Here is a 25,898-nt window from a genome sequence, read left to right on the forward strand (position 1 = left end):
TTATACAGATTGCCCTGCGAAGGGCGCTAACGCGGTTAAAAGGGATTTTTTTACGACCTTTGCCGCTTCAATTGCAGATAATGACTGAATCACCGTACATATTGTACTCCGATGGGTTGGGGAATATTTTTGAAGACACGAGCCTGTACGCTACCGGCCGTTCCGGCTGGGATGTATATCCTGTGCCTGCAGAAGAGTGGATAGAGCTGCCTGAAGGAGGAAATTTATACGAACTTCCTGGTCGCCGTGGAGTAGGTATTGATGTAAAAACCGGCGAAATGCGCCTGTGCGAAAAAGGATGGGCCGTGGCTGCCTTTATACCGCCTGCGCACACCGGCCTGTACATGGCTTCCTACGAAACCCTGCCCGATGCACCTACCCTGCCATTGTTCTGTTATACCGCTGCCGCATGGCATAACGATAAATTTTATGTAACCGCTGTACGCATTGAGCGCGATATACGCCAGGAGTGTGCAGGTTATGATGACGGGCTTATACAGGAAGGCACTAAAAACCTGCTGGAAGCTTATCCGCATAACAGGCTCATCAAACACCTGATGGAAACCTGTTGCCAGACGTACCACTGCCCTGCTGCCCGCAATTTTGCACTCGGCCGCTGGGAATGTCCGGTTCCGGCTTCACCGGCTTGTAATGCCAACTGTATCGGTTGTATCTCCTTTCAGCCGGAAGAAGAGTCTATTGTTTCCACGCAGGACCGCCTCACGTTCAAACCCAGTGCAGAAGAAATTGTAGAGTTTACCGTTCCGCACCTGGAAACCGCCCCCTTCCCTATCGTTAGCTTTGGGCAAGGTTGCGAGGGCGAACCACTGCTGATGTGGCAAACCATCCGTGAGTCTATTATAGAAATCCGCAAACACACCAGCAAGGGCAGCATTAACATCAACACCAATGGTTCTAACCCACAGGCAGTAAAAGCCCTGTGCGAAGTAGGGCTGAACAGCATACGCGTAAGCACTAACTCTGCCCGCAAACATATTTACACGCCTTATTACCGCCCTAACAACTACGAGTTTGAAGACATTGTAGAAAGCCTGAAAGTGGTACGCAGTTTTGGCGGCTGGGCCAGCATTAACTACTTCGTATTTCCGGGTATGACGGATAGTGTGGAGGAGTATGAAGCCCTGCGTAAGCTGATTATAGATACCGACCTTACCATGATTCAGTGGCGAAATTTTAACATTGACCCTGATTGGTATCTGGGCCAGATAAACGTGGCAGAAACCGGTGAGTGTATGGGTGTTAAGCAAATGATGGATCTGATACACGAAGAGTTTCCCAAAGTAAGGTTCGGCTACTTTAACCCGCCTATTGAGCGTATTAAAGGCAATTACGAGCTTGATTTTGCCCATTAATTATAATCTGTTTAGTAACCGGCAATCATGTTAACAACCCTTTTGTTATTATGTACGGCTGCTTTTATAGCAGGTTTTATAGATGCTATTGTAGGTGGTGGCGGGCTTATACAAACGCCCGCCACCCTTATTATACTACCACACTACCCTGTAGCAACGCTGCTGGGCACTACCAAAATTCCTTCTTTTGCCGGCACCAGTCTGGCTGCCTGGCAATACTCCAAACGCGTACAATTGAACTACCGGCTACTGGCGGCCGTAGCTTCTGTAGCTTTTCTGGCGGCGCTTACCGGTTCTAAAATGGCCAGTATGCTCAGCAACCAGGTGTTAAAACCGGTAATGCTGGTGTTACTGATACTGGTAGGCATTTACACCTACAGCAATAAAAAATTCGGGTTACAGGAGCATAGTGAAAAAATGCCGGCCAACGCCATAGCGTATGGTGCCCTGTTTGGTTTAATTATCGGCTTTTATGATGGCTTCATCGGACCCGGCACCGGCAGCTTTCTCATCCTTATTTTCATCAGTGTACTGGGGCAGGATTTTCTTCATGCCAGCGCCCACGCTAAAATGGTAAACCTGGCCACCAACCTGGCTTCTATTCTGTATTTCAGCAGTACAGGTCATATTCTGTATCAGTACGCCATTCCTATGGCTGTGTGCAACCTTACCGGCTCTTTCTTTGGCACCAGGCTGGCCCTGTTAAAAGGCAACCGTTTTATACGTATTTTCTTTCTGTTGGTGGTAACAGGCACCATTATCCGCTTTGGGTGGGATGTGTATAAGCTGTACCGGCAGCCTTAGTGCAATAAATGCTATATTTGTTTTGCATCAATTTACCGTTGTATGGATACAAACTTTGAATCGCAAAAGAATCTGAAAGCACTGGGTATTACAGTAGCCATATGCGCCTTGCTGGCTGCCCTGCTGTTTCTGGTAAGCTGGACCCTTCCACAGGTACAGCAACCCCAGGTAGAGGAAGGCATTGAAGTAAATCTGGGTAACAGCGATGAAGGCCTGGGCGATGTAGCGCCTGAAGTGCCCGGCGATCCGGCAGAAGAAGCCAGCGCGCCGGTTAATCCCCCTGCTCCTTCCACTCCCACAGAAGCAGTTCCGGAAGAGACGAAAGTAACCGAAGATAACGACGACCCCAATGCTACGGCTGTAAACACCCCGGTAAAACCGAGCGAAAAGCCAAAGCCTAAACATACTGAAACCGTAAAAGCTACCAAACCCAAAGAACCTAAGGCAACTGTTCAAACACCTCCCAAACCCGCCAAACCCAAAGCAGTATACGGTGGTGGCAGCAAAACAGGTACAGGTGGTAACGGTGCAGACAGCTACAATGGCGTGCGCAATCAGGGTATAGCAGGCGGCAATGGCGATCAGGGCAAACCCAATGGCAACCCCAATTCCGATAGCTATACCGGTAACGGCGGAACCGGCAAAAGCGGCTTTACGGTACGCAGTGGACTCACCGGCAGAAGATCGCTTAACAAAGTATCTTTTGAAGATGACTTTAACGAGAATGCGAAGGTAGCAGTAGATATTACGGTAGACGCTGCCGGTAAAGTTATCGCTGCCCGTGTTAACCCCAAAGGCACCACTACCACCAACAGCAATATCAGAAGCATTGCCCAGCGCAAGGCATTGCAGATAAAATTTTCAGCAGGCACAGAAGAACAGACAGGAACTATTGTATTCGACTTTAAATTGAAAGGCTAAGTGAATTATCAGGAAACATTGGATTATCTGTTTCATAAGCTACCTATGTTCAGCCATATGGGGGCTGCGGCGTTAAAAGCAGATTTAACTAATACTATAGCACTATGTGAGGCATTGGGTAACCCCCAACAGCAATTTGCCACCGTACATATTGCCGGTACAAACGGTAAAGGTTCTGTTAGCCACATGCTGGCTGCGGTGTTGCAGGAAGCCGGTTATAAAACAGGCCTCTACACCTCACCCCATTTGAAAGATTTCCGGGAACGTATTAAAGTAAACGGACAGCTATGCAGTGAGCAGTTTGTAATTGACTTTACCCAAAAGATACAGCCGGAGATAGAAAGGCTGGAACCTTCTTTTTTTGAAATTACCGTAGCAATGGCTTTTGAGTGGTTTCATCAGCAAAAGGTGGATATAGCTATAATAGAAACAGGACTGGGCGGCCGTTTAGACAGTACCAATGTAATACTGCCCAAACTCAGTATTATTACCAATATCGGTTACGATCATATGCATTTGCTCGGCAATACCTTACCACAGATTGCCAGTGAAAAAGCAGGCATTATTAAACCCGGGGTACCCGCTATTATAGGCGAAGCCCTGCCAGAAACCACACCCGTATTTGAAGCAGCAGCCAGCCAGAAACAGGCTACCCTTTTATGGGCGCAGCAGTTGAATACAGTTACAGACTGGCATTACCAACATCACCACTTACAGGTAACTACCGAACATAAAACTTCCGGAGAAAGAACTACCTATACGCTGGATTTACCGGGCATTTATCAGCGTAAAAACATACTCAGTGTACTGGCAGCCATTGAGCAATTGCGCCTGCAAGGCTACACTATTCCTGAAGCCAAAGTAGCACACGCTTTACAGCATGTAAAAAAGCTTACCGGCCTGCACGGCCGTTGGGAGCTGATTCAGCAAAACCCGGCTGTTATTATGGATGTATGCCACAACGAAGATGGCATTCGCCAGATGGTGCAGCAGCTGGAATTAGCTACTTATAATGAGTTGCACCTGATAATAGGCATGGTAAAAGACAAGGATGTTGATAAAGTACTTACCCTTTTACCAAAAACCGCGCATTATTACTTTAGCCAGGCACAACTGCCGCGGGCGCTTCCGGCAAATGAACTGGCAGAAAAGGCAGCTGCCCACGGGTTGCAGGGGCATACCTACCCCGATGTAAATGCTGCTCTGGCACAGGCAAAACAAAAGGCCCATGAAAAGGACCTTATTCTTGTTTGTGGTAGTGTGTTTCTGGTGGGCGAAGTAGTGGTGTAGGCCTTAGCGCAGCACCACCCCACCCAGCGCAGGCAAATGCACCGTAATACGGTAGGTATCACTATCCTCATCCACTAATTCTGTTACTACATCCGGGTTGTATACATCCCCGGTGCCCCAGAATGCTTTATCGTTACTGTTAAATATCTCTTTCCAGGCTGCTTTGCCTTTTACATATACCTGCCAGTTCTGGCGCACCACCGGCGTCATATTCAGCAATACCAGTACATCTTCGGCTGCTGAACTGCCTTTGCGTTTAAATACCACTACCGATTCCTGGCGGTGGTTCAGATCTATCCATTCAAACCCTTCGGGCTTAAACTGTTTGCTGTATAAAGCCGGATTATTGCGGTAAAGCTTATTCAGTTGCTGCACACACTGCCTCATACCTTCATGCCCCGGATATTGCAGCAAATCCCATTGCAGTTCCGATTTGTAATCCCACTCTCTGGTAGCGCCAAACTCGTTGCCCATAAACAACAGCTTGCCGCCGGGGTGGGTAAACATGTAGGTATACAACAAACGCAGGTTGGCAAACTTCTGCCAGTCATCGCCCGGCATTTTGTATAGCATCGGGCTTTTGCCATGCACCACTTCATCGTGGCTCAGAGGTAGCATAAAGTTTTCATTGAAGAAGTACATCATGCTGAAAGAAAGCTGATCCTGCTTAAACTGCCTGCCGTAAGGGTCTGTTTTAAAATAGTTGAGGGTGTCATGCATCCATCCCATCATCCACTTCATACCAAAGCCCAGCCCGTTCATAAACGTAGGTTTGCTTATACCCGGCCAGTCAGTAGCTTCTTCTGCTATAGTTTGTATATCCGGAAAATCGCGGTAAAGCGTTTCGTTTAAATCTTTAATAAAAGCAATGGCTTCAATGTTACCGTTGCCACCGTATACATTGGGCTCCCACTGGCCTTCTGTACGGCTGTAATCCAGGCGCAGCATAGAGGATACCGCATCTACCCGCAAACCATCTATATGAAACTGCTCGCACCAGAAGCGGGCGCTGCTTATTAAAAAGCTTTTAACCTCTCCTCTGGCGTAGTTGAATATGTACGAGTTCCAGTCGGGGTGATAGCCTTTGCGCATATCTGCATACTCGTAGGTATGCGTACCATCAAACTTAAACAAACCGTGCGCATCGTAAGGAAAGTGTGAAGGCACCCAGTCCAGTATTACCCCAATGCCTGCCTGGTGCAGGGCATCTACCATGGCCATAAAATCCTGCGGACCGCCAAAGCGGCTGGTAGGTGCAAAAAAGCCGGTACCCTGGTAGCCCCAGCTGCCATCAAAAGGGTGCTCCATTACCGGCATCAGCTCTACATGGGTAAAGCCCATTTCTTTTACATAAGGCACCAGCCTTTCTGTAATCTGTTCGTAGCTGTTATAGCGTTCCTCATCGTGTTTATCGGGGCGCATCCAGCTGGCCAGGTGTACTTCGTAAACTGACCATGGGGCATCCAAAGCATTGTGTTTGCCGCGGGTGTCCATCCATGCTGTATCCTTCCAGGTATAACCCAGTTCCCAGGCTATAGAAGCAGTTAACGGACGCTTTTCCCAGAAATGCGCAAACGGGTCGCCTTTATCAACCTGCACACCTTCAAAACCATGTATATGGTATTTGTACGACTCTCCTGCCAGCACATGCGGTATAAATCCTTCCCATATGCCAGACTGGTCCAGCCGTACAAACAAAGGATGCTCTTCCTTATTCCAGTCGTTAAAATTACCTATTACTGTAACCCGCGTGGCATTGGGCGCCCATACGGCAAAGTAGGCGCCCTTAATACCCAGTACCTCTATCTGCTTGTTTCCAAAAACCCGGTACAGGCTGTAATGGGTTCCGTTCTGAAAATTGCGTACATCATCGTCTGTGAATAAAGAATAATTCCAAACGGTTCGGGTACTGTCTACAAAATGACGTTCTTCATATCGTTGATTGGTTGCCATGCGGGTTTCAAGTTATGCTATAATTACTCAAATAATTCACTCAATTCCAGCCATCGCATTTCTTTCTCTTCCAGCAACTGGGTTATTTCAGTAGCGCGTGTGCTGAGTTTGCTTATTTGTTCAAAAGCAAGGCCAGCTTCACTCATTTGCTCTCCTATTTTTTCTCTTTCTGTTTCCAGCTTTGCCATATCCTTCTGTAAATCTTCAAACTCCTTCTTTTCTTTAAAAGAGGGCTTTCTTTTGGCAACAGCTTCAACAGGTGCAGCTACCGCAGCAGTACTTGCTTTAGCCGCTGGCACAGGTGCCGGTGCAGACTGCTTTTTCTCCTCTTCTTTCTGCCACAAACGGTACTGGGTATAGTTACCCGGAAAGTCACTCACTACACCATCGCCATCAAATACAAACAGGTGGTCTACCAGGCGGTCCATAAAATAACGGTCGTGGCTCACAATCAGCACACAGCCCTGGTAGTCGCTCAAAAAGTTTTCCAGCACCGCCAGCGTAGGCAGGTCCAGATCATTCGTAGGCTCATCCAGTATCAGAAAGTTAGGATTGGTAAACAGAATGGTCAGCAATTGCAGACGCTTTTTTTCCCCACCACTTAACGATGCCAGATAGGTGTATTGCTTTTCGGGGGGAAAAAGAAACAGTTCCAGAAACTGAGCTGCACTCAGTGATCCACCTTTTGCCAGCGGAAAGCTTTCTGCAAAGGTTTTTACATATTCAATTACACGCAGGTTATCTTTTATTGCCAGCCCCTGCTGCGAAAAGTTACCAAACACTACCGTATCGCCCACATTCACCTTACCACTATCGGCTGCTTCCAGGCCTTGTAATATATTCAGGAAGGTAGATTTACCAACACCGTTTTTACCAATCACCCCTACCCTTTCGCCTTTGCTGAAAGTGTAATCAAATCCGGTAAGTATCTTCTTATCGCCATAGCTCTTATATACCTTCTTGGCTTCAATAATCTTACCGCCCAGTCTGCTCATTTTCACCTGCAGTTGCAGCTGCGCATCTTCTATTTTGGTTTTGGCTCTGGCCTCTACCTCATAAAAGTTATCCTGCCGGCTTTTGCTTTTGGTAGTACGGGCTTTGGGCTGCTTACGCATCCACTCCAGCTCTTTGCGGTAAGTGTTCTTTGCTTTTTCTATGCTGGCATTCTCACTTTCCAGGCGGGCGGCTTTCTTCTCCATGTAGTTTTCGTAATCGCCCTTGTAGGTGTACATATTCTCGCGCTCCAGCTCCCATATCTCATCACACACCGCATCCAAAAAATAACGGTCGTGCGTTACCAGTAACAATGTTACATTCTCACCGTTCAGGTAATGCTCCAGCCACTCAATCATTTCCACATCCAGGTGGTTGGTAGGTTCATCCATCAGCAACAAGGTGTGCTTATGGTCAAAACCAATATCAATCAGCGTTTTGGCCAGCGCCACTCTTTTACGCTGCCCTCCGCTCAGGTCGCCCACCTTACTTTGCAGGTAGGTAATATTCAGTTTGGCTAATATCTGCTGCACTTTGGCTTCAAAATCCCAGGCGCCAAATTCATCCATTTTCTCAAACACACGGCCCAGCGCATCCGCATCACCACTTTCAGTAGCCGCTTCATACTCCCGTATTACATTCATTACCGGGTTGCCGGCGTCAAATATATTCTCCAGTACGTTTTTATCTTCCTTAAACCCCGGCTCCTGCTCAAACAGGGCCACGGTTACATCTTTATTAATCCACAACTTACCGGTATCGGGGGTTTCTTTGCCGGTAAGAATGCGTAGCAGGGTACTTTTACCCACCCCATTCCGGGCTATCAAACCAATCTTATCTCCTTCGTTAATATGGAAAGTAATATTCCTGAACAACGGTGTTACACCAAAACTCTTGGTTAATCCTTCAGCTGAAACATAATGCATGGCGCAAAAATAGGCTTTCTGCAATAGCCCGGCGTGCCGTTAACGAAAACAAAAAACTGCGGGTATTGATGGTTGGTATTCCAGCGCTGCTTAGCTTTGTACTGTAATATTTTTAATTACAGAATGAACAACGGGCGTTTCTCTATATCAGTACACATTTTAACGTTGCTTGCAACCTCGCAGGGCGAATTACTTTCGTCTGAATGGATTGCAGGCAGCATTAACATCAACCCCGTTCTGGTAAGAAAGGAACTGAGTAACCTGCGTGAGCATGGGCTGGTTATCAGCAAAGAGGGTAAAAACGGCGGCGCCCAGCTGGCAAAGCCTGCCCGGGATATTCTTTTGTCTGAAGTATACGAGGCTGTTAAACAAAGTCCGGTATTGGGCGTTGCTAAAAACACACCTAACCCCGATTGCCTGGTGGGCAGGCAGATAAACCAGCATCTGGATGATTTGTATGAAGAGGTAGACAGGGCGCTGCTGGCTAAACTGGGGCAAACTACGCTGGAGGCATTTTGTAAAAAGTTCGTGTAACGGCTTTTTTTTAGCCCAAAACTGTAACAAAATACATTACAATAAATAAAATCAACGTTATGAAAATTGCATTGATCGGCGCTACAGGTTTTGTAGGCACCCATTTACTGGAAGAAGCCCTGCAACGCGGGCACGAGGTAACTGTTATTGTTCGTGATCCTTCTAAAATTGGCAACCCCAGTGAAAAACTGACGGTAGTTAAAGGCGATATTAAGCATGTAGCAGAACTGGCAGCACAGCTGAAAGGTAATGATGTAGTGGTAAGCGCCTTTAATCCTGGTTGGACCAACCCCAATATTTACGACGATTTCATCGCCGGCTCTAAAGACATTCAGGCTGCTGTGGAGCAATCCGGTGTAAAACGCCTTATCACCATCGGTGGTGCAGGTAGCCTGTATATTGATGGCAAACAACTGGTAGACTCCCCCGATTTTCCTGCAGAATACAAAGCTGGTGCTACCGCAGCACGGGACTATCTGAATATGCTGAAGGAAACTACAGTGCTGGACTGGACTTTCTTCAGCCCTGCTATTGAAATGCATCCGGGCATTACCACTGGTCGCACCGGTAAATTCCGTTTAGGTACAGAAAACCCGGTATTTAACGAGAGTGGCCGCAGCATATTATCTGTTCAGGATCTGGCTGTGGTAATTATAGACGAGGCAGAAAACGCTCAATTCCTCAAAAAGCGCTTCACCGCTGCTTATTAAGTGAAAGGAAGGGCTACCTTCGCCGGCAGGTAGCCCCTATTTATGAAGAAATTTGACATCGACTCTTTTTTTGCCGCTGTATGCGGCTTTTTTATCGTTTACCTGTTTACACACCACAGCAGCATTGGGGTATCACCCGATTCGGTAGTTTACACCAGCGCAGCCCGCAACCTGTATTACCATGGTAAACTGGAAGCATACAATCACATGCCGTTGGTTGATTTTCCGGTACTGTACCCCTTGTTTCTCTCGCTTTCGCTGTTTATTGCCCGGCTGGACCCTGTGGTTACCGGCGGCATTATCAACGGCCTCCTCTTCGCGTCGGTTATTTACATGTGTGGCCATATTATGAAGCAGATTATGCGCCCGCGCCTGGTTAAATGGGCCTTGCTGCTGGGGTTAATGCTCAGCCCGGCGTTGCTGGATATTTATACCATGCTATGGTCCGAAACCTTATTTATTGCACTGTCTGTAGTGTTTATCCTGGTTACGGGGTGGTATTTTAAACAACCCTCTATAGCCCGTGTAATGGTTGTGGCCATATGCGCCGGTTTAGCATGCCTTACCCGTTATGCGGGGGTTACATTTATTTTCACTGGTTGCTTTCTTATTTTTTTCCATCTGCCGCTACGCAGCAAAAAAAGAATTACCCACTGTATTGTATTTGGGTTAACAAGCAGCGCCTTTTTTATCGGCAACCTTATACGCAATGCCATCATCACCGGCACTTTTACCGGTAACCGTGAAAAAAGCACCACCAGCTTTTTCACTAACCTGTACTATTACGGCAAGGTATTGTACTACTGGCTGCCTTTTATGAAAAACAGTGAGGTACTGGTTTCTGTGTTTGCCATTGTTTTTCTGGTAACTGCCATCGCTATTATTATCTGGCGCATACGTACCAATTACAACCACGAAAGCTATCAGAACATTGCCATGGTCTTTGGCATCGTTTATATTCTGTTTATTGTTATTACCGCCAGTATTTCCCGGTACGAAACCATTAACAACCGACTTCTGATACCAGCTTATGCACCTTTATTGCTGGTAACTGTGTACGCCTTTGGCCGCCTGAGCTTTAAGCTAATGTTTTTCAGAAAAACATTGACTATTGTAATGCTCTCTGCCGCTTTTCTGTTGTTTATAGCCAGCCAGGCACTAGAAAGCTATGGTATGTACAGGGAATACAATACCTGGGGCATACCCGGTTATACCGATGATGGATGGCGCAATTCTCCCATTACCCAATACCTGAAACAACATCCACAGGTATTGAATAAGCCGGCGGCTATTTATTCTAATGCGCACGAGGCAGCATACTTTACGGCCAATGTGGCCGCAGAATCGCTGCCACATACGGTAGATAAAGAAGATGTGGAAACCTTTCTTACCGCTGATGGCCATTACCTGTTATGGTATGGGCATATTGACGATCCCGATCTGGTAAACACCAGCTTTATCCGGCAGCATAAAAATCTTACCGAAGTATATTCCACCAGCGACGGAGCTATTTACTGGTGTACTAATAAAAAATAGGTTTCTTTACCTTTGTACCATGAAGCAATTCAACGTTCCCAATATATACCGTAGCAATCTTATCAGTGCTGTTAAACAAAACCGCAGGCAAAAGGATAAGATGAAGAAAGACTTTACGCCTACGCTACTCGATTTTGGTCCCGTTCAGTTTTACCTGGCCCGCCATTTCGGCTTTTGTTACGGGGTAGAGAATGCTATTGATATTGCTTTTAAAACCATTGACGAAAATCAGGGCAAACGTATTTACCTGCTGAGTGAAATGATTCACAACCCACAGGTAAATGCCGATCTGCAGGCCAAAGGCGTACAGTTTTTACAGGATACTTACGGCAAACAGCTTATCCCCTTTTCAGATATTACCAGCGATGATATTGTTATTATTCCTGCTTTTGGCACCACGTTACAAATTGAAGCATTGCTGGAAGAAAAAGGAATACCTGCCACTAAATACGATACTACCTGCCCTTTTGTAGAAAAGGTATGGAACCGCAGTGAACAGATTGCGCAGAAAGGTTACAGTATTATAGTACATGGCAAACCCAAACACGAAGAAACCAGAGCTACCTTCTCCCATGCCTCTTACCATACACCAACATTGGTGGTAAACGATATGGCAGAAACCATAGAGCTGGCACGTTATATTACCGGTGAAAAGCCCGTAGAACAGTTTTATACAGAGTTTGCAGGCCGGTACAATGAAGGGTTTGATGTTACCAAACACCTGCAGAAAATAGGCGTGGTTAACCAAACCACCCAACTGGCAACCGATACACAGGCCATAGCCGATTATCTGAAACAGGTAATGAAAGATCATTTTCAGCTAACAGATACCACCATTGGCGAACGTTTTGCAGATACACGTGATACCTTATGTTATGCCACCAATGATAATCAGACTGCTGTAGCAGGCCTGCTTTCCACCGATGCGGATATTGCTGTGGTAGTAGGTGGTTATAACTCATCTAACACTTCTCACCTGGTAGAACTGTGCGAGCATAAGCTACCTACCTACTTTATTGATAGCCCCGACAGAATTATCAGCCGCCACGAAATTATTCAGTGTAACTGGCGTACAAAAGAACAAACCCTGGTGAATAATTTTTTACCGGAGCATACACCGGCCCGTATTCTGGTAACCAGTGGTGCCAGCTGCCCCGATGCACTGGTGGAGCAGGTAATACGTAAACTGGCGGGCTTTTACAGTACCACCCAAACAGTAGAAAGCCTTACTGCATCATTTGCGTAAGGCTTCGGCTTTTTAACAGCAGGCTATTTTAAGTTGTGCCCATTCCAGCGCCAGATCTAACTGCTCATCGCGGGTAAGGTTGCTGTTGTCCAGCACCACGGCATCCTCCGCCTGGCGCAGCGGGCTTATTTCACGGTTGCTGTCTATGTAATCCCGCATCTCCAGATTATTGCGCACCTCTTCAATGGTAATAGAAGGGTTTTTATCGTACATCTCTTTAAAGCGGCGTTCAACCCTTACAGCAGGGTCGGCGGTAACAAATATCTTCAGTTCCGCATTCGGAAACACCGTGGTACCTATATCGCGGCCATCCATTATCAGGCCCTTTTTCTTACCCATCTTCTGCTGCTGCGCCACCGCAAACTCGCGCACTTCTTTAATAGCAGCCACTTCGCTTACGTGTTCGCTTACCAGCATATCGCGTATCAGCACTTCCACATCCTCATCATTCAGTATCATATCGCTTTTGCCACTGCGTTCGTTATACTGAAACTCCAGGTTTATCTCTTTCAGTGCTGCTACAACTTCTTCTGCTTTTTCCCAGTTAATATGGTTGCGCAAAAAATACAGCGTAATAGCGCGATACATGGCTCCGCTGTCTACAAACACGTAGTTCAGCTCATTAGCCATTTGCTTTGCCAGCGTACTCTTGCCACAGGAAGAGTAACCATCTATAGTAATGATTATCTTTTTCATGCCGCTGTAAAATTAACAAAAAAGGCCACCTTGCGGCGACCTTTTTATAAGTATCTGAATGCTTGTTGTTACTGGTTAATCACTTCCACGCCAGGGTGCTTTTTGGCATCAAACACAAACTTGCTGTCTGCCAATGTTGCGCTGGTATTTACGTTAGAAAGCTTAAATTCAACAGTGTTATCACTCTTATCCACCACCTGTGCTCTGGTAACCATGCTTTTTGCCTTATCTACAAACACCGTAACCTGCTTAAAGTTCTTGCGCTTGTCTATCGGCTGCAGCAGAATCTGGTGGTATGAACCGGCAGAAGAAATCAGCTTGTAAGTAAAGTCTTTATCGTAAAAGTCAGACAGTAACTTCTGGGGCGACAACGTTTTAGCATCGTTCTCCACATCAGCCACGGTTACTTCACTTTCTCCGTTAAAGTTCCAGGTTTGTTTACCGTTACAGAATATTTCTGTGTTACCCTGCTTAATATAATACTGATTACCTTTAATCTGAATAGTACCGGCTACAGCGCCTCTCTTCACATTCTTTTTATCAGTAGTAGTATAGGTAAAATTAGCGGTAACACCTTTGTAGGTCTTCAGCTTAGAACTTACATTGTCCAGAATCTTCTTTGCATTGGGGTCGTTCTGTGCATTCACCAGGCTTGTTACACCTGCTAACATCATCAATAAAACGTAAAACTTTTTCATTCGTAAAATTTTCGGTCGCAAAGATAAGTCCAAAGGGCATGCCAATTGGAAAGCACATCCCCACACCAACGTTAAAAAACGGATATTATCGGCCAATGCGCTACAGCATAGATAGTATCTCTTCCAGGTCCGAGTCAGTTTTAACATTTACTTCTCTGGCCTTGCTGCCCAGGTTGGGTCCTACTATGCCTGCTGCTTCCAGCTGGTCCATCAGCCTGCCGGCACGGTTATACCCCAGCTTCATCCGGCGCTGTATCAGCGAGGTGCTGCCCATCTGGTTCTGTACCACCAGGCGTGCTGCGTCTTCAAACAGCGGGTCGCGGTCGCTCAGGTCCACATCCTTGCCGTCCATGTCTTTTTCGTCCACATATTCCGGCAGTAAAAAGGCCTGCGGGTAGCCGCGCTGGTCGCCAATAAACTCACAAACCTGTTCCACCTCAGGGGTGTCAACAAAGGCACACTGTAAGCGGGTAATTTCCCCGTTGTAGCTGATAAGCATATCTCCCTTACCAATCAGTTGCTCGGCGCCGCCGGCATCCAGAATGGTACGGCTGTCTATTTTAGAAGATACTTTAAAGGCAATACGTGCCGGGAAGTTGGCTTTAATGGTACCGGTAATAATGTTTACCGATGGGCGCTGGGTGGCAATAATCAGGTGTATACCAATGGCACGCGCCAGCTGCGCCAAACGGGCTATCGGCATCTCCACTTCCTTACCCGCCGTCATAATCAAATCGGCAAATTCATCCACCACCAGTACAATAAACGGCAGGTACTGATGCCCTTTCTGCGGGTTCAGCTTACGGCGTATGAACTTTTCGTTGTATTCCTTAATATTCCGGCAACCGGCTTCTTTTAACAGATCGTAGCGGTTATCCATCTCAATACACAGGGCATTCAGCGTATACACCACTTTTTTGGTATCGGTAATAATGGCCTCTTCCTCTCCCGGCAGTTTAGCCAGAAAATGCTTTTCAATAACCCGGTACAGGCTTAATTCCACCTTTTTAGGGTCAACCAGTACAAACTTCAGCTGCGATGGATGCTTTTTATATAATAAGGAAACCAGCAGGGTATTAATACCAACCGATTTACCCTGTCCCGTGGCACCGGCCATCAGCAGGTGGGGCATGGCAGCCAGGTCTACAATAAAGTTTTCGTTGTCAATACTCTTACCAATGGCCACCGGCAGCGAAAAAGCAGTATTCTGAAACTTGTCTGATTGTAGCAGCGTACGCATGCTTACAATGCTTTTGCGCACGTTAGGTACCTCTATACCAATGGTACCTTTACCAGGTATAGGCGCAATAATACGGATGCCCAATGCGGCCAGGCTTAACGCAATATCATCTTCCAGGTTTTTAATACGGCTGATACGTACACCCGGTGCCGGTACAATTTCATACAGGGTAACAGTAGGGCCTACTGTAGCACTGATGCGTTGTATGGCTATATCATAGTTTTTAAGCGTAGCTATAATCTGGTTCTTGTTCGCCTCCAGTTCATTGGGGTCGTGTACAATTTTATCCGTGCCGTGGGCTTCCAGTAACTCCAGGCCAGGGTGTTTATAGTCGCGCAGGTCCAGTGTAGGCTCATATACTTCCGCCACGGTATGGCGTACCATAATAGGGTTTTCTTCCAGCTCGTCCGGCTCCTCATCCGGTGTGCCTTTTATCTCCAGCTGCATATCCTCCGGCGGCATTTCTATCCGGTTCTTTCCTTTCAGTACCGGTGGTGGTGCAGGTGCTACTTCTTCTTCCCCGTACTCTTCTTCCACATAATCTTCCTCATCTGTTACCACTTCCTCTTCTTCGGCAAAAGCTTCTGTTACCGGCTCTTCATCAAACAGTTCTTCCTCTTCCGGCATTACACTTTCATCAATAAACAAAGTGCCGCCGTCTGCTTCTTCAGTTATTTCCGGCAGTTCTTTTTCCGTAAGGGTTAACCCGTTTAAAGCCGCTGCATCAGCAGGTACCACGGGTGGCACTACTGTAGCACCGCCCTTATTCTTCAGTTTGTTTTTATTGGGTAACGCACTGGTATCATCATTCCCAGGCACTTCTTTCTGTTCTTCTGCATCTGCTGCAGCCTCACCCACCACAGCAGCAGCCGGGGTAGCTTTGGCTTTCACTTTACGCTCGGGCAGGCGAAACGTAGGGTTAAACCGCCATATTACATAAGCAAAAAAAGCAGTACCCAGTGTAAAGCCTGTGCCTACTTTACCTATCCATTTCACCATCCAGGCTTCCATCAGTTCACCGGTGGCACCGCCCCAGGAAAACTCACTGCCATTGCCAAAGAAAGAAAAAGTAACACTCAGCACCAGCAGTCCCGCAATCATATACTTCAGGTTGCGCAGCAGGCTAAACACTTTTTTACCAAACAGCAGGTTTACGCCCAGTACAAAAAAGAAAGTACAGAACAGAAAAGCGGCCAGGCCAAAGCCTTTATAAATAAACAGGTGTGCCGTCCAGGCGCCTAATGCGCCCAGCAGGTTGCTTACTTTAATATCATCGGTGCTGAACAGTTTGGCTCCAAACTGTAAAACTTTATCCTGATCTTCCTGCCAGGTAAATAAATAAGAGGTAAGTGCTATAAACAGAAATACAGCAAACAACAAGCTAACCGCACCGGCTATTTTAGTGGTGCGCTCATCCTTCACAATTTCTTTCACCGTTACCTCTGCTTCTTTTTCCGGCTTTAACTGGTCAGGGTCCGGAGGTGGCGGGGTGGGCGGCGTTTTCTTTTTTAGTCTGTTGGCCATGAATTACGTTAACAGGCAAATATAACGGGCTTTCAATTCAATTTCGTATACTGTGAATAAGCTGCGCATCATTTTTTCATTTAATATTGTCTATTTAAATCACGGAAAAACACACAAATACAGTACCCGCATGTTTGGAGTAACAATACTCGGCAATAATTCAGCCCTGCCTGCTTATGACAGGCATCCTACCGCACAGGTGGTAACACTGAACGAACAGTTGTTTCTTATCGATTGCGGTGAGGGTACTCAAATGCAACTCAACAAGTTTAAAGTACGCCGCGGCCGCATCAATCATATTTTCATATCACACCTGCATGGCGATCATTATTTTGGCCTGCCAGGCCTTATTACCACTATGGGTTTAATGGGGCGGGATAATGAGTTGCACCTGTATGCTCCGGCTATGTTAATGCCTATTATTCAAATGCAGCTGGATGTATCCGGCTCGGTACTGCCTTACAAATTACATTTTCATCCATTGGGCGATGATGAGCTGCTGGTAGATAACAGCAAATTCAGCGTTCACAGCTTCCGGGTATATCATCGTATTGACTGCTGGGGTTTTATTATCCGCGAAAAAAAGAAGCCCCGCCGTATTGATAAAGAAAAGGCAGTGGCTTATGAAATTCCACTGGCCTACTACGAGCGTTTGAAGAATGGGGATGATTATGAAAAACGCAGTGGTGAAGTCATCAAAAATGAATGGGTAACTATACCTAACGCACCGGGTAAAAGTTACGCCTATTGTGCAGATACGGTGTTTACGCCTTCTATAGCCGAAAAGGTAAAGGATGTAAGTATGCTGTACCACGAAACTACGTATCTGAAAAAACTGAGCGACCGCGCCGCGGAGCGCTTCCACTCTACAACAGAGCAGGCCGGGCAATTAGCCACCCTTGCCAATGCAGGCAAGCTGCTTATTGGCCATTTCAGCAGTAAGTACGAGGTGCTGGATGAGTTTTTAAGCGAAACCTGCGAAGTATTCCCCAATACACAACTGGCATTGGAAGGGGTAACCTACCTGGTGGGGTAACCACCAGGCAGGCTGTTATCAACAACATGCTGCCGCAATTAGTGTTGCTGCCATTGCTGAAAAAAGTCTTTAATCAGCGCTGTAAGATCATTTACTTCATTTAGTGGCAACGTAGCTGCTTTATCATATACATCATGATAAGCTTTAATGCCCCCCATAGTATAAATAAAGAAAGCAGGCACGCCCTTTTCTGTAAAGAAATAATGGTCGCTATTGGCCGCTTTACCCCGCTCCTTAACATCGGCCAGATAATGCTTCCGTGCATTAATCTCTTTCATCAGCTCAAAAGCTTTTTTGTATTCAGTAGCATTTACTACCATAATACCTTCATCACCGGTACCGGTTAAATCCAGGTTAATCAGAAAACTGATGTTCTCTAAAGAAACCAGTGGATGCTCTGTGTAATACTTTGAACCCAGTAAGCCAATTTCTTCACCGGCAAAGCAGATGAATGCTACGGTATAAGGCTGTGGGTGCGCAGCATAATACTTAGCCAGCGCCAGTAACATACCCACCCCGCTTGCATTGTCATTAGCACCCGGAAAATAAGCATCCTTGCCCAGGCCACCCAAATGGTCGTAATGTGCCGTAACAAACAGCACCGAATCCGGATGGGTAGTTCCTTTTACCATGCCGCATATATTGGCAGTTTTAAAATTACTTACCAGCTTATTGTCAAGGTCTATGGCAATTTCTCTGGGCGTATCGTTTACAAACAACGCACTGTCTGCCTGTATTACCGTATAGTCGGCTGCCGTGGTAGCAACCGACCAGGTAAGTTTTTTCTCCAGTACCAGAATTACTCTGTTTTCCGCATCTATATAATGCGTAGCATCCTTTGCCTCCAGTGTTCCTTTTCCTCTTACCCCACGGCTTTCAGGTGAGGGTATAAAATCAGCACCTGGCCGCAAAGCTTTTCCGTTAACAGTAACGGCTGCCTTACCCGGAAAAGTGTTTACCGGGTAGCTGAAGGGCTGCAGGTAGTTTTTGCCTTTCAACGGCTGTAGTCCTATTTCTTTAAAGCGGTTCTGAATATAATCAGCCGCTTTGCCCATACCATTATCCAGGTAGCCACGGCCTAAAAACCAGCGGCTGGTAAGGGTATCTACTACTTCTCTTATATAAACACTGTCGCTTTGGGCATTACCGGCAACACTGCTTCCCAGCATCAGCGCCAGCAACCAGGTGTATTTGTTTTTCATATCTGTATTTTGTTGGGTTTAGCGAACAAGCCATTTGTAAAAGTCTGCAAACTCACGCTTCCAGTACTCCTCATTGTGCTGCCCCAGCGGAAAATAGCTGCGGCGCAGGTCGTACTGGTTCTTCTTTTCCAGTACACCTATTACCTTATCCATATCCGGCACCATGGTAGTGCTTTCTTTACCACCGGCATAAAAATAAAAACGTGGCTGCACCGTCCATTTGGCATTGGCCAGGTCGGTACCCATAGCCGGCGCCAGTTGAAAAGATGGCGAGAATACGCCTGCTGCACCAAACACATTAGGGTACTGCATTAACGTATACAGGCTAATCAGCCCCCCCATGCTGCTGCCTGCTATATAGGTATGTGCAGCATCTTTCAGGGTTCTGTATTTGCTGTCAATATAGGGCTTCAGTGTTTTGGCCAAAAACTCAGCATACTGCTTCCCTTCTCCTTTACCATATTTAGCATCGTCATACGGGTTGTATTCCGTCATACGCTTGTCGCCACCATGTTCTATACCCACTACAATACATTCCTTGCCTCCTGCTTTTTGTATAGAATCCAGGCACTCATCCACACGCCACTCCGGCCCGTTGGCTACTCTTTCGTTAAACAGGTTCTGGCCATCCTGCATATACAGTACGGGATACGATTTACCTTTCAGTGCCTCATAGGTTTTAGGCAGGTAAATCCATACTGCCCGGGTGCGGCCCAGTTGTGGCAGGCTAAAAGCAGAATCCAGCAAATGCACCTGCTCTGTAGCAGTAAAAGGCTTTGGCTTATCCGGGTAATCATCTTTCCAGCCGGGTATGGTTATGTTCAGCGATTCGTCGGTGGTTAAATCAATAGTGCGGTTATCAATATCTTCTCCTTTGGCGGTGGTTTCTACTTTATCCAATCCGCCGCGGGTAAACTTAAATTCATATTTACCAGCGGGCAGGTCTTTTAACACTATTGCGCGGCGCGTAGGGCCAAACGGCTTCAGCTTGTATTTGCTGTCAGCAGGGTCCCAGTTATTAAAATTGCCGGTTACATAAATATCGTCCAGCTTTTTGGTAGCCACTTCTGTAACCACCAGGCGTAGGGTAAACTGTGCGTGTAAAAGGGTTGTGAGTAAACTCACATACAAAAGAAGGCTGATTTTTTTCATGGGTTAAATATAAAGAAAGCCGGTTGCCCCGGAGGTTGTTGCAGCAATAAAAAATGTCCATGACTACGAATAAAACGTTGTCATGGACATTCACTATTATCAGGTATTCCGATAGCCTTATACGGTTTTCAGATACCCCTGTATTTTCTGGTACAGTCCGTCGCTTACCGGTGTAACCGGCAGGCGCAGGTGGTTGCCAATAATACCCTGCTGTGTCATAAACGCCTTAACACCTGCGGGGTTATTTTCTGCAAACAGCAGATCATAGGCCTGCAGCAGGCGGTTGTTAATAGCACGGGCAGCCACAAAATCGTTCTTCAGGCTCAGGCGTACCATTTCAGAAAACTGTGCGGGCAGGGTGTTACCAATTACGCTTATTACGCCATCCATGCCACAGGCAATCTGCGATAAGGCTAATCCGTCGTCACCACTCACCACCAGAAAATCTTCCGGCACTTCTTTTAAAATCTGCATGCACTGCATCATATCACCACCCGCCTCTTTTATACCGGCAATGTTTTTTACTTCCTTTGCCAGGCGAATAGTGGTTTCTGCATTCATATTACGTCCGGTACGGCCCGGTACATTGTATAATAATATCGGCTTAGGCGATACTTCAGCCAGTGCTTTGTAATGCTGATAAATACCTTCCTGCGAAGGTTTGCTGTAATACGGCGCAGCGCTTAACACAGCAATAGCCTTATCCAGCGGATAGCTTTTTAAATCGTTCAGCAGCTCCTGGGTGTTAAAACCACCAATACCTACTACCACAGGTACCCTGTCGGCTACCTTTTCAAATGTATAGTTAACTATATCCAGCTTCTCCTTCTTATCCAGTGTAGGGGTTTCACCGGTAGTACCCAGCGTTACTACATATTCTACACCACCTGCTATCACATGGTCAATTACTCTACCTAATGCGTCGTAATCTACAGAAAGGGTGTCAGTAAACGGGGTGATTAAAGCCACACCCGTGCCTTTTAATTGCTGACGAAGAGACATATAAATTTTAGCGTTAAATTGTACTTGTTGTTATTTACAGTAAAACAGGGGACCGTGTTATTACCGCTCGTCCCAGAAGCCCATTTTGCTGAACTTCTCAATACGGTCTTCCATGCGCTTTTCGGGCGCCACCTGTTTTATTTCCTGTAACGCTTTCTTTATATGCGCTTTTAATATAGCAGCAGCCTGGTCGTAATCCCAATGGGCTCCACCGGCCGGCTCAGGTACAATTTCATCTACCAGTCCAAAACCATGCATATCCTTAGCAGTCAGTTTTAACTGCTCAGCGGCCACTTCTTTTTTCTCCCAGCTGCGCCATAAAATAGCACTACAGTTTTCAGGAGAAATTACGGTGTACCAGGCATTCTCCATCATCAGTATCTTATCACCCACCCCAATGCCCAGGGCACCACCACTGGCACCTTCACCAATAATTACACAAATTACCGGCACCTTTAACCGCATCATCTCGTAAATGTTACGGGCAATGGCCTCTCCCTGTCCGCGCTCTTCGGCCTCAAGGCCAGGAAACGCACCGGGGGTATCTATTAAAGTAACAATCGGCTTGTTGAATTTCTCTGCCAGGCGCATCAAACGCAGGGCTTTACGGTAACCTTCCGGGTTGGCCATACCAAAGTTGCGCAACTGGCGCAGTTTGGTGTTAATACCTTTTTGCTGGCCAATAAACATAACGGTTTCTCCATCCAGCTGACCAAAGCCTCCTACCATCGCCTTGTCGTCCTTAATATTTCTGTCGCCATGCAGCTCCAGAAAACTATCAATCATTTTGTCAATATACTTTAAGGTATAAGGGCGGTCAGGGTGGCGGCTTAACTGAACACGTTGCCAGGGGGTCAGATGGCTGGTTATTTCCTTTCTCTTATCCTCTATCGCAGCTTCCAGCTTTTTAATGCCTTCCGACATGTCAATTTTGCTCTTCTCTGCTGTTTGCTTCAGCTTATCAATTTCTTCATACAAAGTCTTGATCGGCTGCTCAAAATCTAAAAACTGTCTGTTGGGGTATTGAGGCATACGCTTTACTATCTAACTGTTGGGCGGTAAAATTACAGTTTGAAACTAATTTCCAATGTTTAATTCTGTTTTTCTCCTTTTTTTTCGGCCATTTTACCCCATTTCTTATAAATAACAACAGTTGTAAGGGTATTTCATTCTACAGAAAAAGGGGCATTTCTGCTCCGTAAACCGGTATCTCCTCAGGCCAATCCCGGCAGGGTAATTGAACAAATACCCCCAAATTGTATTATTCAACTATAAAATACGAGCACTATGAGACGCTTTATTTCTGCCTGTGCCCTGTCGGCCACCCTATTGGTAGCTGCCGCCAGCTGTGGCAATGGTGACAACAAAGATGGCAGCGCCGATTCTGTTAACCAGCCTGTACCAATGGATACGCCTGCTACTGTTGGCGGACAAAACCTGGATACACTGGGCAGTCAACGGGATAGCGCCCGGTTCAGGGACACCACCTTAAGACCATAATTACCTTACCAAACTGTTTTGCCTATGGCCGGTTTACACAAGTGGATACTGGTTATCAATTGCGGATCGTCCAGTATCAAGTTCGCGTTATACGAAATGGCAGATATCAGCATGCGCATCAGAGGCACGCTAACGGGCATTGGCAAAGAGAACGGGCATTTTTCGGCCACAGGCGCAACAGGAAAAGTAATTACCGATGAAACGGTACACCTGCCCGGCAATCAGGATGCTTTTGGGCATTTATTAAACTGGCTAAGGTATATAGGGTACGAAAAACAGCTCTATACCATCAGCCACCGCATAGTACAGGGGGGCCTGCACCATTCTGCCCCCGAAAAAGTAACAGAACAGCTATTGCAGCAACTGGAACAGCTGGTGCCTATGGCACCGTTACACTTACCTGCTGAACTGTCAGGCATCCGCTTTTTTCAGCAGCAATATCCCGATATTACACAGGTGGTGTGTTTTGATACTGCTTTTCACCAAACCATGCCATGTACCGCAAAGCACTACGCCCTTCCGCAGGCACTTACCCGGGAGGGGGTTATCCGGTATGGCTTTCACGGCCTTTCCTATAATTATATTGTACACACCCTGCAACCTGCGGGTAAAACCATTATTGCCCACCTGGGCAATGGGGCCAGTATGGCCGCTATCAATGGCCAGCAGAGTGTAGATACCACTATGGGCTTTACCCCCACCGGCGGCCTGGTAATGGGCACCCGCCCGGGCGATCTGGATCCCGGTGTACTGTTATACCTGCTTCAGCAGCAGAAATTATCACCACACCAGTTGCACCAGCTACTCAACAGCCAATCCGGCCTGCTGGGCGTTTCCGGCCTTAGTGCCGATATGCAGCAGCTGGTAGAAGCGGCCCCCGAAAACCCACAGGCGGCCGAAGCTATTGAACTGTTCTGCTACCAGGCACGTAAACAGCTGGGCGCTATGGCGGCTGCTATGGGTGGCCTGCAAACGCTGGTGTTTACCGGTGGCATAGGCCAGCACCTGCCCGCTGTAAGGGCCGGCATCTGCCACAACATGGCTTTTCTGGGTATTGTACTGGACGAAACCCGCAACCAGGAAAATGCGGCAGTTATTTCCCACCGGGCATCTGCTGTTACCATCCGCGTGGTGGCTACCGATGAGGAGTGGATGATAGCGCACCATACGGCGCAATTGTTGAAGCAGTAATGGCATGAAGCCACTTGCTACCGAAGAATTACAACTACTCCACCGCTACTGGCAGGCTGCCAACTATCTGGCGGTAGGTCAGATTTATCTGCGCGATAATGTTTTGCTGCAACAGCCGTTGCAGCCTCAGCACATTAAACCCCGTTTATTGGGCCACTGGGGCACTTCTCCCGGTCTTAACCTCATATATACACACCTGAACCGGTTAATACGGCATACAGGGGCAGATGTATTGTATATATGTGGTCCCGGGCACGGCGCCCCGGCTATACTGGCTCACGCCTATCTGGAAGGTACGTTTACCCAAACCTATCCGGAGGTAACACAGAATGCAGCGGGCATGTTACGCTTCTTCCGCCAGTTTTCTACCCCAGGCGGCATTCCCAGCCATGTAAGCGCGCATACACCAGGCAGTATTCATGAAGGGGGCGAACTGGGTTATTCGCTGGCGCATGCCTTTGGGGCTGCGTTCGACAATCCCAACCTGCTGGTGGCCTGTGTGGTAGGCGATGGAGAAGCCGAAACCGGCCCGCTGGAAGGCAGCTGGAAATCCATTCATTTTCTCAACCCGGCACGCGATGGCGCAGTATTACCCATACTGCACCTGAATGGTTACAAAATAGCCGGCCCCACCGTGCTGGCGCGTATGCCAGACCGCCAGGTACGGCAGTTGTTTGAGGGCCATGGTTATGAGGTGCTGCTGGTAGAGGGTAACGATCCGTTGCTGGTACACGAACGCATGTCTGAAGTGCTTGGTAAGGCTTATGCAAAAATCCGTGCTATACAGGAGCAGGCACGCACCGGTGCACTTACACAAACACCACGCTGGCCTATGATTATACTGCGCACCCCTAAAGGGTGGACCTGCCCTAAAGAATGGGAGCATCATCCGCTGGAAGGCAGCTTCCGCGCGCACCAGGTACCGCTGGACGAGGTGAATAAAAACCCGGAACAACTGGCTATGCTGGAAACCTGGCTAAAAAGCTACCACCCCGAAGATTTATTTGATGCCAATGGCACCCTGCTGCCCGAGTTAGCCGCTATGGCACCGGAAGGGAGTAAACGCCTGGGGGCTACGCCTTACGGCAACGGCGGCCATTTATTGCAGGAACTGCAATTACCCGATTACCGTAAGTATGCATTACCCGTAAAAACACCGGCTACCACCACCGGCATGGCCACACAACAACTGGGTAAATACCTGCGGGATGTGTTTGCCGCTAATGAGCAGCAGCAAAACTTCCGGCTGTTTTGCCCTGATGAAACCAACAGCAATAAACTTACCGCCGTATTTGAAGCCACCAACCGCTGTAGTATGAATGCGCTGTTTTTAAGCGACGATCATATTTCTAAAGATGGCCGCGTAATGGAAGTATTGAGCGAACATCTTTGCCAGGGCTGGCTGGAAGGTTATCTGCTTACCGGCCGCCACGGGTTCTTTCCCTGTTACGAGGCGTTTATTACTATTATAGATAGTATGTTTAACCAGCATGCCAAGTGGTTAAAAACCTGTAACGAGCTGCCCTGGCGCCAACCCATTGCCAGCCTTAACTACCTGCTTACCAGCCACGCCTGGCGGCAGGATCATAACGGCTACAGCCACCAGGGCCCCGGGTTTATTGATACAGTGGTGAATAAAAAAAGTACGGTTATACGTCTGTATTTTCCGCCCGATGCCAATACCCTGCTGGCTATTACCCACCACTGCCTGCGTAGTAAAAACTATGTAAACGTAATTATAGCGGGTAAGCAGCCGGAATTGCAGTATCTGGATATGGAAGCTGCTATACAGCATTGCATTAAAGGCGCTTCTGAATGGCACTGGGCGGGCAACAGCCCTTCTGCGCAGCCACAGGTTATACTGGCCTGCGCGGGCGATGTGCCCACTATGGAAACAGTAGCTGCCGCCTGGCTGTTACGCAAGAACCTGCCACAGCTGCAAACCCGTGTGGTAAATGTAATTGACCTGATGGCTTTAACGCCCCGGCCTTACCATTCGCACGGCCTTACCAATGAAGATTTTGAACAGTTATTTACCACAGATACACCGGTAATATTTGCCTTTCATGGCTATGTACGTGTAATACACGATTTAATACATGGCCGGCCCAACCCTTCCCGCTTTCATGCCCGTGGTTTTATGGAAGAAGGCAGTACCACTACGCCGTTTGATATGGTAGTACTGAACCAGGTAAGCCGTTACCATCTGGCTATAGAAGCTATTAAAAGAAGTGTACCGGAGGATGAAAATGGAAAACAGGTGATACAGTTGTTTGAGCAAAAGCTGGAAGAACACAACCTTTATATACGCGAACATCTGGTAGATATGCCGGAAATAGCAGCATGGAAGTGGGAGTAATAAGGCTGATAT

General features: G+C 47.2%; 21 protein-coding genes. 12 read left to right on the forward strand and 9 right to left on the reverse strand.

The window, feature by feature from the left end:
* Positions 1 to 80 precede the first annotated feature (80 nt).
* Genes IEY13_RS10565 through IEY13_RS10580 form a run of 4 tightly spaced genes read left to right on the forward strand, consistent with a single transcriptional unit; the run spans position 81 to position 4,388 of the window.
* Positions 81 to 1,373: a radical SAM family protein gene (locus IEY13_RS10565; protein WP_188951942.1), complete on the forward strand. Its 1,293-nt coding sequence runs from the start codon at positions 81 to 83 to the stop codon at positions 1,371 to 1,373.
* Between the two features lie 27 nt (positions 1,374 to 1,400).
* On the forward strand, positions 1,401 to 2,177 hold the full coding sequence (locus tag IEY13_RS10570) for a sulfite exporter TauE/SafE family protein (protein ID WP_188951943.1): 777 nt from the start codon (positions 1,401 to 1,403) through the stop codon (positions 2,175 to 2,177).
* Positions 2,178 to 2,219: 42 nt separating this feature from the next.
* Positions 2,220 to 3,098: a hypothetical protein gene (locus tag IEY13_RS10575; protein ID WP_188951944.1), complete on the forward strand. Its 879-nt coding sequence runs from the start codon at positions 2,220 to 2,222 to the stop codon at positions 3,096 to 3,098.
* Positions 3,099 to 4,388, forward strand: coding sequence for a bifunctional folylpolyglutamate synthase/dihydrofolate synthase (locus IEY13_RS10580; RefSeq protein ID WP_188951945.1), 1,290 nt, complete (start codon positions 3,099 to 3,101; stop codon positions 4,386 to 4,388). It begins immediately after the preceding gene.
* A 3-nt stretch (positions 4,389 to 4,391) separates the two neighbouring features.
* Here IEY13_RS10580 and glgB read toward each other — a convergent pair whose 3' ends face one another.
* The gene (gene glgB, locus IEY13_RS10585) at positions 4,392 to 6,341 is read right to left on the reverse strand and encodes a 1,4-alpha-glucan branching protein GlgB (RefSeq protein WP_188951946.1); all 1,950 of its coding nucleotides are present in this window, start codon (positions 6,339 to 6,341) and stop codon (positions 4,392 to 4,394) included.
* A gap of 23 nt (positions 6,342 to 6,364) precedes the next feature.
* The gene (locus IEY13_RS10590) at positions 6,365 to 8,260 is read right to left on the reverse strand and encodes an ABC-F family ATP-binding cassette domain-containing protein (RefSeq protein ID WP_188951947.1); all 1,896 of its coding nucleotides are present in this window, start codon (positions 8,258 to 8,260) and stop codon (positions 6,365 to 6,367) included.
* A gap of 123 nt (positions 8,261 to 8,383) precedes the next feature.
* Here IEY13_RS10590 and IEY13_RS10595 point away from each other — a divergent pair, with 123 nt between their 5' ends.
* Genes IEY13_RS10595 through IEY13_RS10610 form a run of 4 tightly spaced genes read left to right on the forward strand, consistent with a single transcriptional unit; the run spans position 8,384 to position 12,286 of the window.
* Positions 8,384 to 8,794, forward strand: coding sequence for an Rrf2 family transcriptional regulator (locus IEY13_RS10595; protein ID WP_188951948.1), 411 nt, complete (start codon positions 8,384 to 8,386; stop codon positions 8,792 to 8,794).
* A 59-nt stretch (positions 8,795 to 8,853) separates the two neighbouring features.
* Positions 8,854 to 9,504 carry an NAD(P)-dependent oxidoreductase gene (locus IEY13_RS10600; RefSeq protein WP_188951949.1) on the forward strand — a complete coding sequence of 217 codons (651 nt, stop codon included), beginning with the start codon at positions 8,854 to 8,856 and terminating at the stop codon, positions 9,502 to 9,504.
* A gap of 42 nt (positions 9,505 to 9,546) precedes the next feature.
* Positions 9,547 to 11,040 (forward strand): hypothetical protein, encoded by a 1,494-nt coding sequence (locus IEY13_RS10605; RefSeq protein WP_188951950.1) that lies wholly within the window; start codon positions 9,547 to 9,549, stop codon positions 11,038 to 11,040.
* Positions 11,041 to 11,059: 19 nt separating this feature from the next.
* Positions 11,060 to 12,286, forward strand: coding sequence for a 4-hydroxy-3-methylbut-2-enyl diphosphate reductase (locus tag IEY13_RS10610; protein ID WP_188951951.1), 1,227 nt, complete (start codon positions 11,060 to 11,062; stop codon positions 12,284 to 12,286).
* A gap of 12 nt (positions 12,287 to 12,298) precedes the next feature.
* On the opposite strand, the gene cmk is transcribed toward IEY13_RS10610, so the two are convergent.
* The 3 genes from cmk to IEY13_RS10625 all read right to left on the reverse strand — a co-directional run bounded on the left by cmk (position 12,299) and on the right by IEY13_RS10625 (position 16,444).
* The gene (gene cmk / locus IEY13_RS10615; protein WP_188951952.1) at positions 12,299 to 12,982 is read right to left on the reverse strand and encodes a (d)CMP kinase; all 684 of its coding nucleotides are present in this window, start codon (positions 12,980 to 12,982) and stop codon (positions 12,299 to 12,301) included.
* Positions 12,983 to 13,050: 68 nt separating this feature from the next.
* Entirely contained in the window at positions 13,051 to 13,680 is a 630-nt protein-coding gene (gene lolA1 / locus IEY13_RS10620) for an outer membrane lipoprotein periplasmic chaperone LolA1 (protein WP_188951953.1), read from the reverse strand.
* 100 nt (positions 13,681 to 13,780) lie between these two features.
* Positions 13,781 to 16,444 (reverse strand): FtsK/SpoIIIE family DNA translocase, encoded by a 2,664-nt coding sequence (locus IEY13_RS10625; RefSeq protein ID WP_188951954.1) that lies wholly within the window; start codon positions 16,442 to 16,444, stop codon positions 13,781 to 13,783.
* A gap of 130 nt (positions 16,445 to 16,574) precedes the next feature.
* Here IEY13_RS10625 and IEY13_RS10630 point away from each other — a divergent pair, with 130 nt between their 5' ends.
* Positions 16,575 to 17,480 carry a ribonuclease Z gene (locus IEY13_RS10630; protein WP_188951955.1) on the forward strand — a complete coding sequence of 302 codons (906 nt, stop codon included), beginning with the start codon at positions 16,575 to 16,577 and terminating at the stop codon, positions 17,478 to 17,480.
* A 38-nt stretch (positions 17,481 to 17,518) separates the two neighbouring features.
* Here the strand turns inward: IEY13_RS10630 and IEY13_RS10635 are convergent, their stop codons facing one another.
* The 4 genes from IEY13_RS10635 to IEY13_RS10650 form a co-directional block, all read right to left on the reverse strand.
* Positions 17,519 to 18,682: a M28 family metallopeptidase gene (locus IEY13_RS10635; protein ID WP_188951956.1), complete on the reverse strand. Its 1,164-nt coding sequence runs from the start codon at positions 18,680 to 18,682 to the stop codon at positions 17,519 to 17,521.
* A gap of 18 nt (positions 18,683 to 18,700) precedes the next feature.
* Complete coding sequence (locus IEY13_RS10640) at positions 18,701 to 19,834, reverse strand: alpha/beta hydrolase-fold protein (protein WP_188951957.1); 1,134 nt, start codon at positions 19,832 to 19,834, stop codon at positions 18,701 to 18,703.
* 117 nt (positions 19,835 to 19,951) lie between these two features.
* Positions 19,952 to 20,836 carry a 4-hydroxy-tetrahydrodipicolinate synthase gene (gene dapA / locus IEY13_RS10645; RefSeq protein ID WP_188951958.1) on the reverse strand — a complete coding sequence of 295 codons (885 nt, stop codon included), beginning with the start codon at positions 20,834 to 20,836 and terminating at the stop codon, positions 19,952 to 19,954.
* A 60-nt stretch (positions 20,837 to 20,896) separates the two neighbouring features.
* Positions 20,897 to 21,868, reverse strand: a complete 972-nt coding sequence (locus IEY13_RS10650; protein ID WP_188951959.1) for an acetyl-CoA carboxylase carboxyltransferase subunit alpha — start codon at positions 21,866 to 21,868, stop codon at positions 20,897 to 20,899.
* Between the two features lie 255 nt (positions 21,869 to 22,123).
* Between IEY13_RS10650 and IEY13_RS10655 the strand changes: the two genes are divergently transcribed.
* From IEY13_RS10655 to IEY13_RS10665, 3 genes are read left to right on the forward strand one after another with little or no spacing between them, the layout of a single operon-like run.
* Positions 22,124 to 22,336 carry a hypothetical protein gene (locus IEY13_RS10655; RefSeq protein WP_188951960.1) on the forward strand — a complete coding sequence of 71 codons (213 nt, stop codon included), beginning with the start codon at positions 22,124 to 22,126 and terminating at the stop codon, positions 22,334 to 22,336.
* Between the two features lie 24 nt (positions 22,337 to 22,360).
* Positions 22,361 to 23,527 carry an acetate/propionate family kinase gene (locus tag IEY13_RS10660; protein ID WP_188951961.1) on the forward strand — a complete coding sequence of 389 codons (1,167 nt, stop codon included), beginning with the start codon at positions 22,361 to 22,363 and terminating at the stop codon, positions 23,525 to 23,527.
* 4 nt (positions 23,528 to 23,531) lie between these two features.
* The gene (locus IEY13_RS10665; RefSeq protein ID WP_188951962.1) at positions 23,532 to 25,886 is read left to right on the forward strand and encodes a phosphoketolase family protein; all 2,355 of its coding nucleotides are present in this window, start codon (positions 23,532 to 23,534) and stop codon (positions 25,884 to 25,886) included.
* Positions 25,887 to 25,898 lie beyond the last annotated feature (12 nt).

This window comes from Filimonas zeae, from assembly GCF_014641615.1.
Lineage (GTDB): Bacteria > Bacteroidota > Bacteroidia > Chitinophagales > Chitinophagaceae > Filimonas > Filimonas zeae.

Bases quoted from the DNA above. Each gene is read 5' to 3' on its own strand.
- dapA (WP_188951958.1), bottom strand. From the start codon at position 20,836: ATGTCTCTTCGTCAGCAATTAAAAGGCACGGGTGTGGCTTTAATCACC.
- IEY13_RS10595 (WP_188951948.1), top strand. From the start codon at position 8,384: ATGAACAACGGGCGTTTCTCTATATCAGTACACATTTTAACGTTGCTT.
- IEY13_RS10575 (WP_188951944.1), top strand. From the start codon at position 2,220: ATGGATACAAACTTTGAATCGCAAAAGAATCTGAAAGCACTGGGTATT.
- IEY13_RS10570 (WP_188951943.1), top strand. From the start codon at position 1,401: ATGTTAACAACCCTTTTGTTATTATGTACGGCTGCTTTTATAGCAGGT.
- IEY13_RS10610 (WP_188951951.1), top strand. From the start codon at position 11,060: ATGAAGCAATTCAACGTTCCCAATATATACCGTAGCAATCTTATCAGT.
- cmk (WP_188951952.1), bottom strand. From the start codon at position 12,982: ATGAAAAAGATAATCATTACTATAGATGGTTACTCTTCCTGTGGCAAG.
- IEY13_RS10640 (WP_188951957.1), bottom strand. From the start codon at position 19,834: ATGAAAAAAATCAGCCTTCTTTTGTATGTGAGTTTACTCACAACCCTT.
- IEY13_RS10605 (WP_188951950.1), top strand. From the start codon at position 9,547: ATGAAGAAATTTGACATCGACTCTTTTTTTGCCGCTGTATGCGGCTTT.
- IEY13_RS10590 (WP_188951947.1), bottom strand. From the start codon at position 8,260: ATGCATTATGTTTCAGCTGAAGGATTAACCAAGAGTTTTGGTGTAACA.
- IEY13_RS10565 (WP_188951942.1), top strand. From the start codon at position 81: ATGACTGAATCACCGTACATATTGTACTCCGATGGGTTGGGGAATATT.
- IEY13_RS10655 (WP_188951960.1), top strand. From the start codon at position 22,124: ATGAGACGCTTTATTTCTGCCTGTGCCCTGTCGGCCACCCTATTGGTA.
- IEY13_RS10630 (WP_188951955.1), top strand. From the start codon at position 16,575: ATGTTTGGAGTAACAATACTCGGCAATAATTCAGCCCTGCCTGCTTAT.
- lolA1 (WP_188951953.1), bottom strand. From the start codon at position 13,680: ATGAAAAAGTTTTACGTTTTATTGATGATGTTAGCAGGTGTAACAAGC.
- IEY13_RS10650 (WP_188951959.1), bottom strand. From the start codon at position 21,868: ATGCCTCAATACCCCAACAGACAGTTTTTAGATTTTGAGCAGCCGATC.
- IEY13_RS10660 (WP_188951961.1), top strand. From the start codon at position 22,361: ATGGCCGGTTTACACAAGTGGATACTGGTTATCAATTGCGGATCGTCC.
- IEY13_RS10635 (WP_188951956.1), bottom strand. From the start codon at position 18,682: ATGAAAAACAAATACACCTGGTTGCTGGCGCTGATGCTGGGAAGCAGT.
- IEY13_RS10625 (WP_188951954.1), bottom strand. From the start codon at position 16,444: ATGGCCAACAGACTAAAAAAGAAAACGCCGCCCACCCCGCCACCTCCG.
- glgB (WP_188951946.1), bottom strand. From the start codon at position 6,341: ATGGCAACCAATCAACGATATGAAGAACGTCATTTTGTAGACAGTACC.
- IEY13_RS10600 (WP_188951949.1), top strand. From the start codon at position 8,854: ATGAAAATTGCATTGATCGGCGCTACAGGTTTTGTAGGCACCCATTTA.
- IEY13_RS10665 (WP_188951962.1), top strand. From the start codon at position 23,532: ATGAAGCCACTTGCTACCGAAGAATTACAACTACTCCACCGCTACTGG.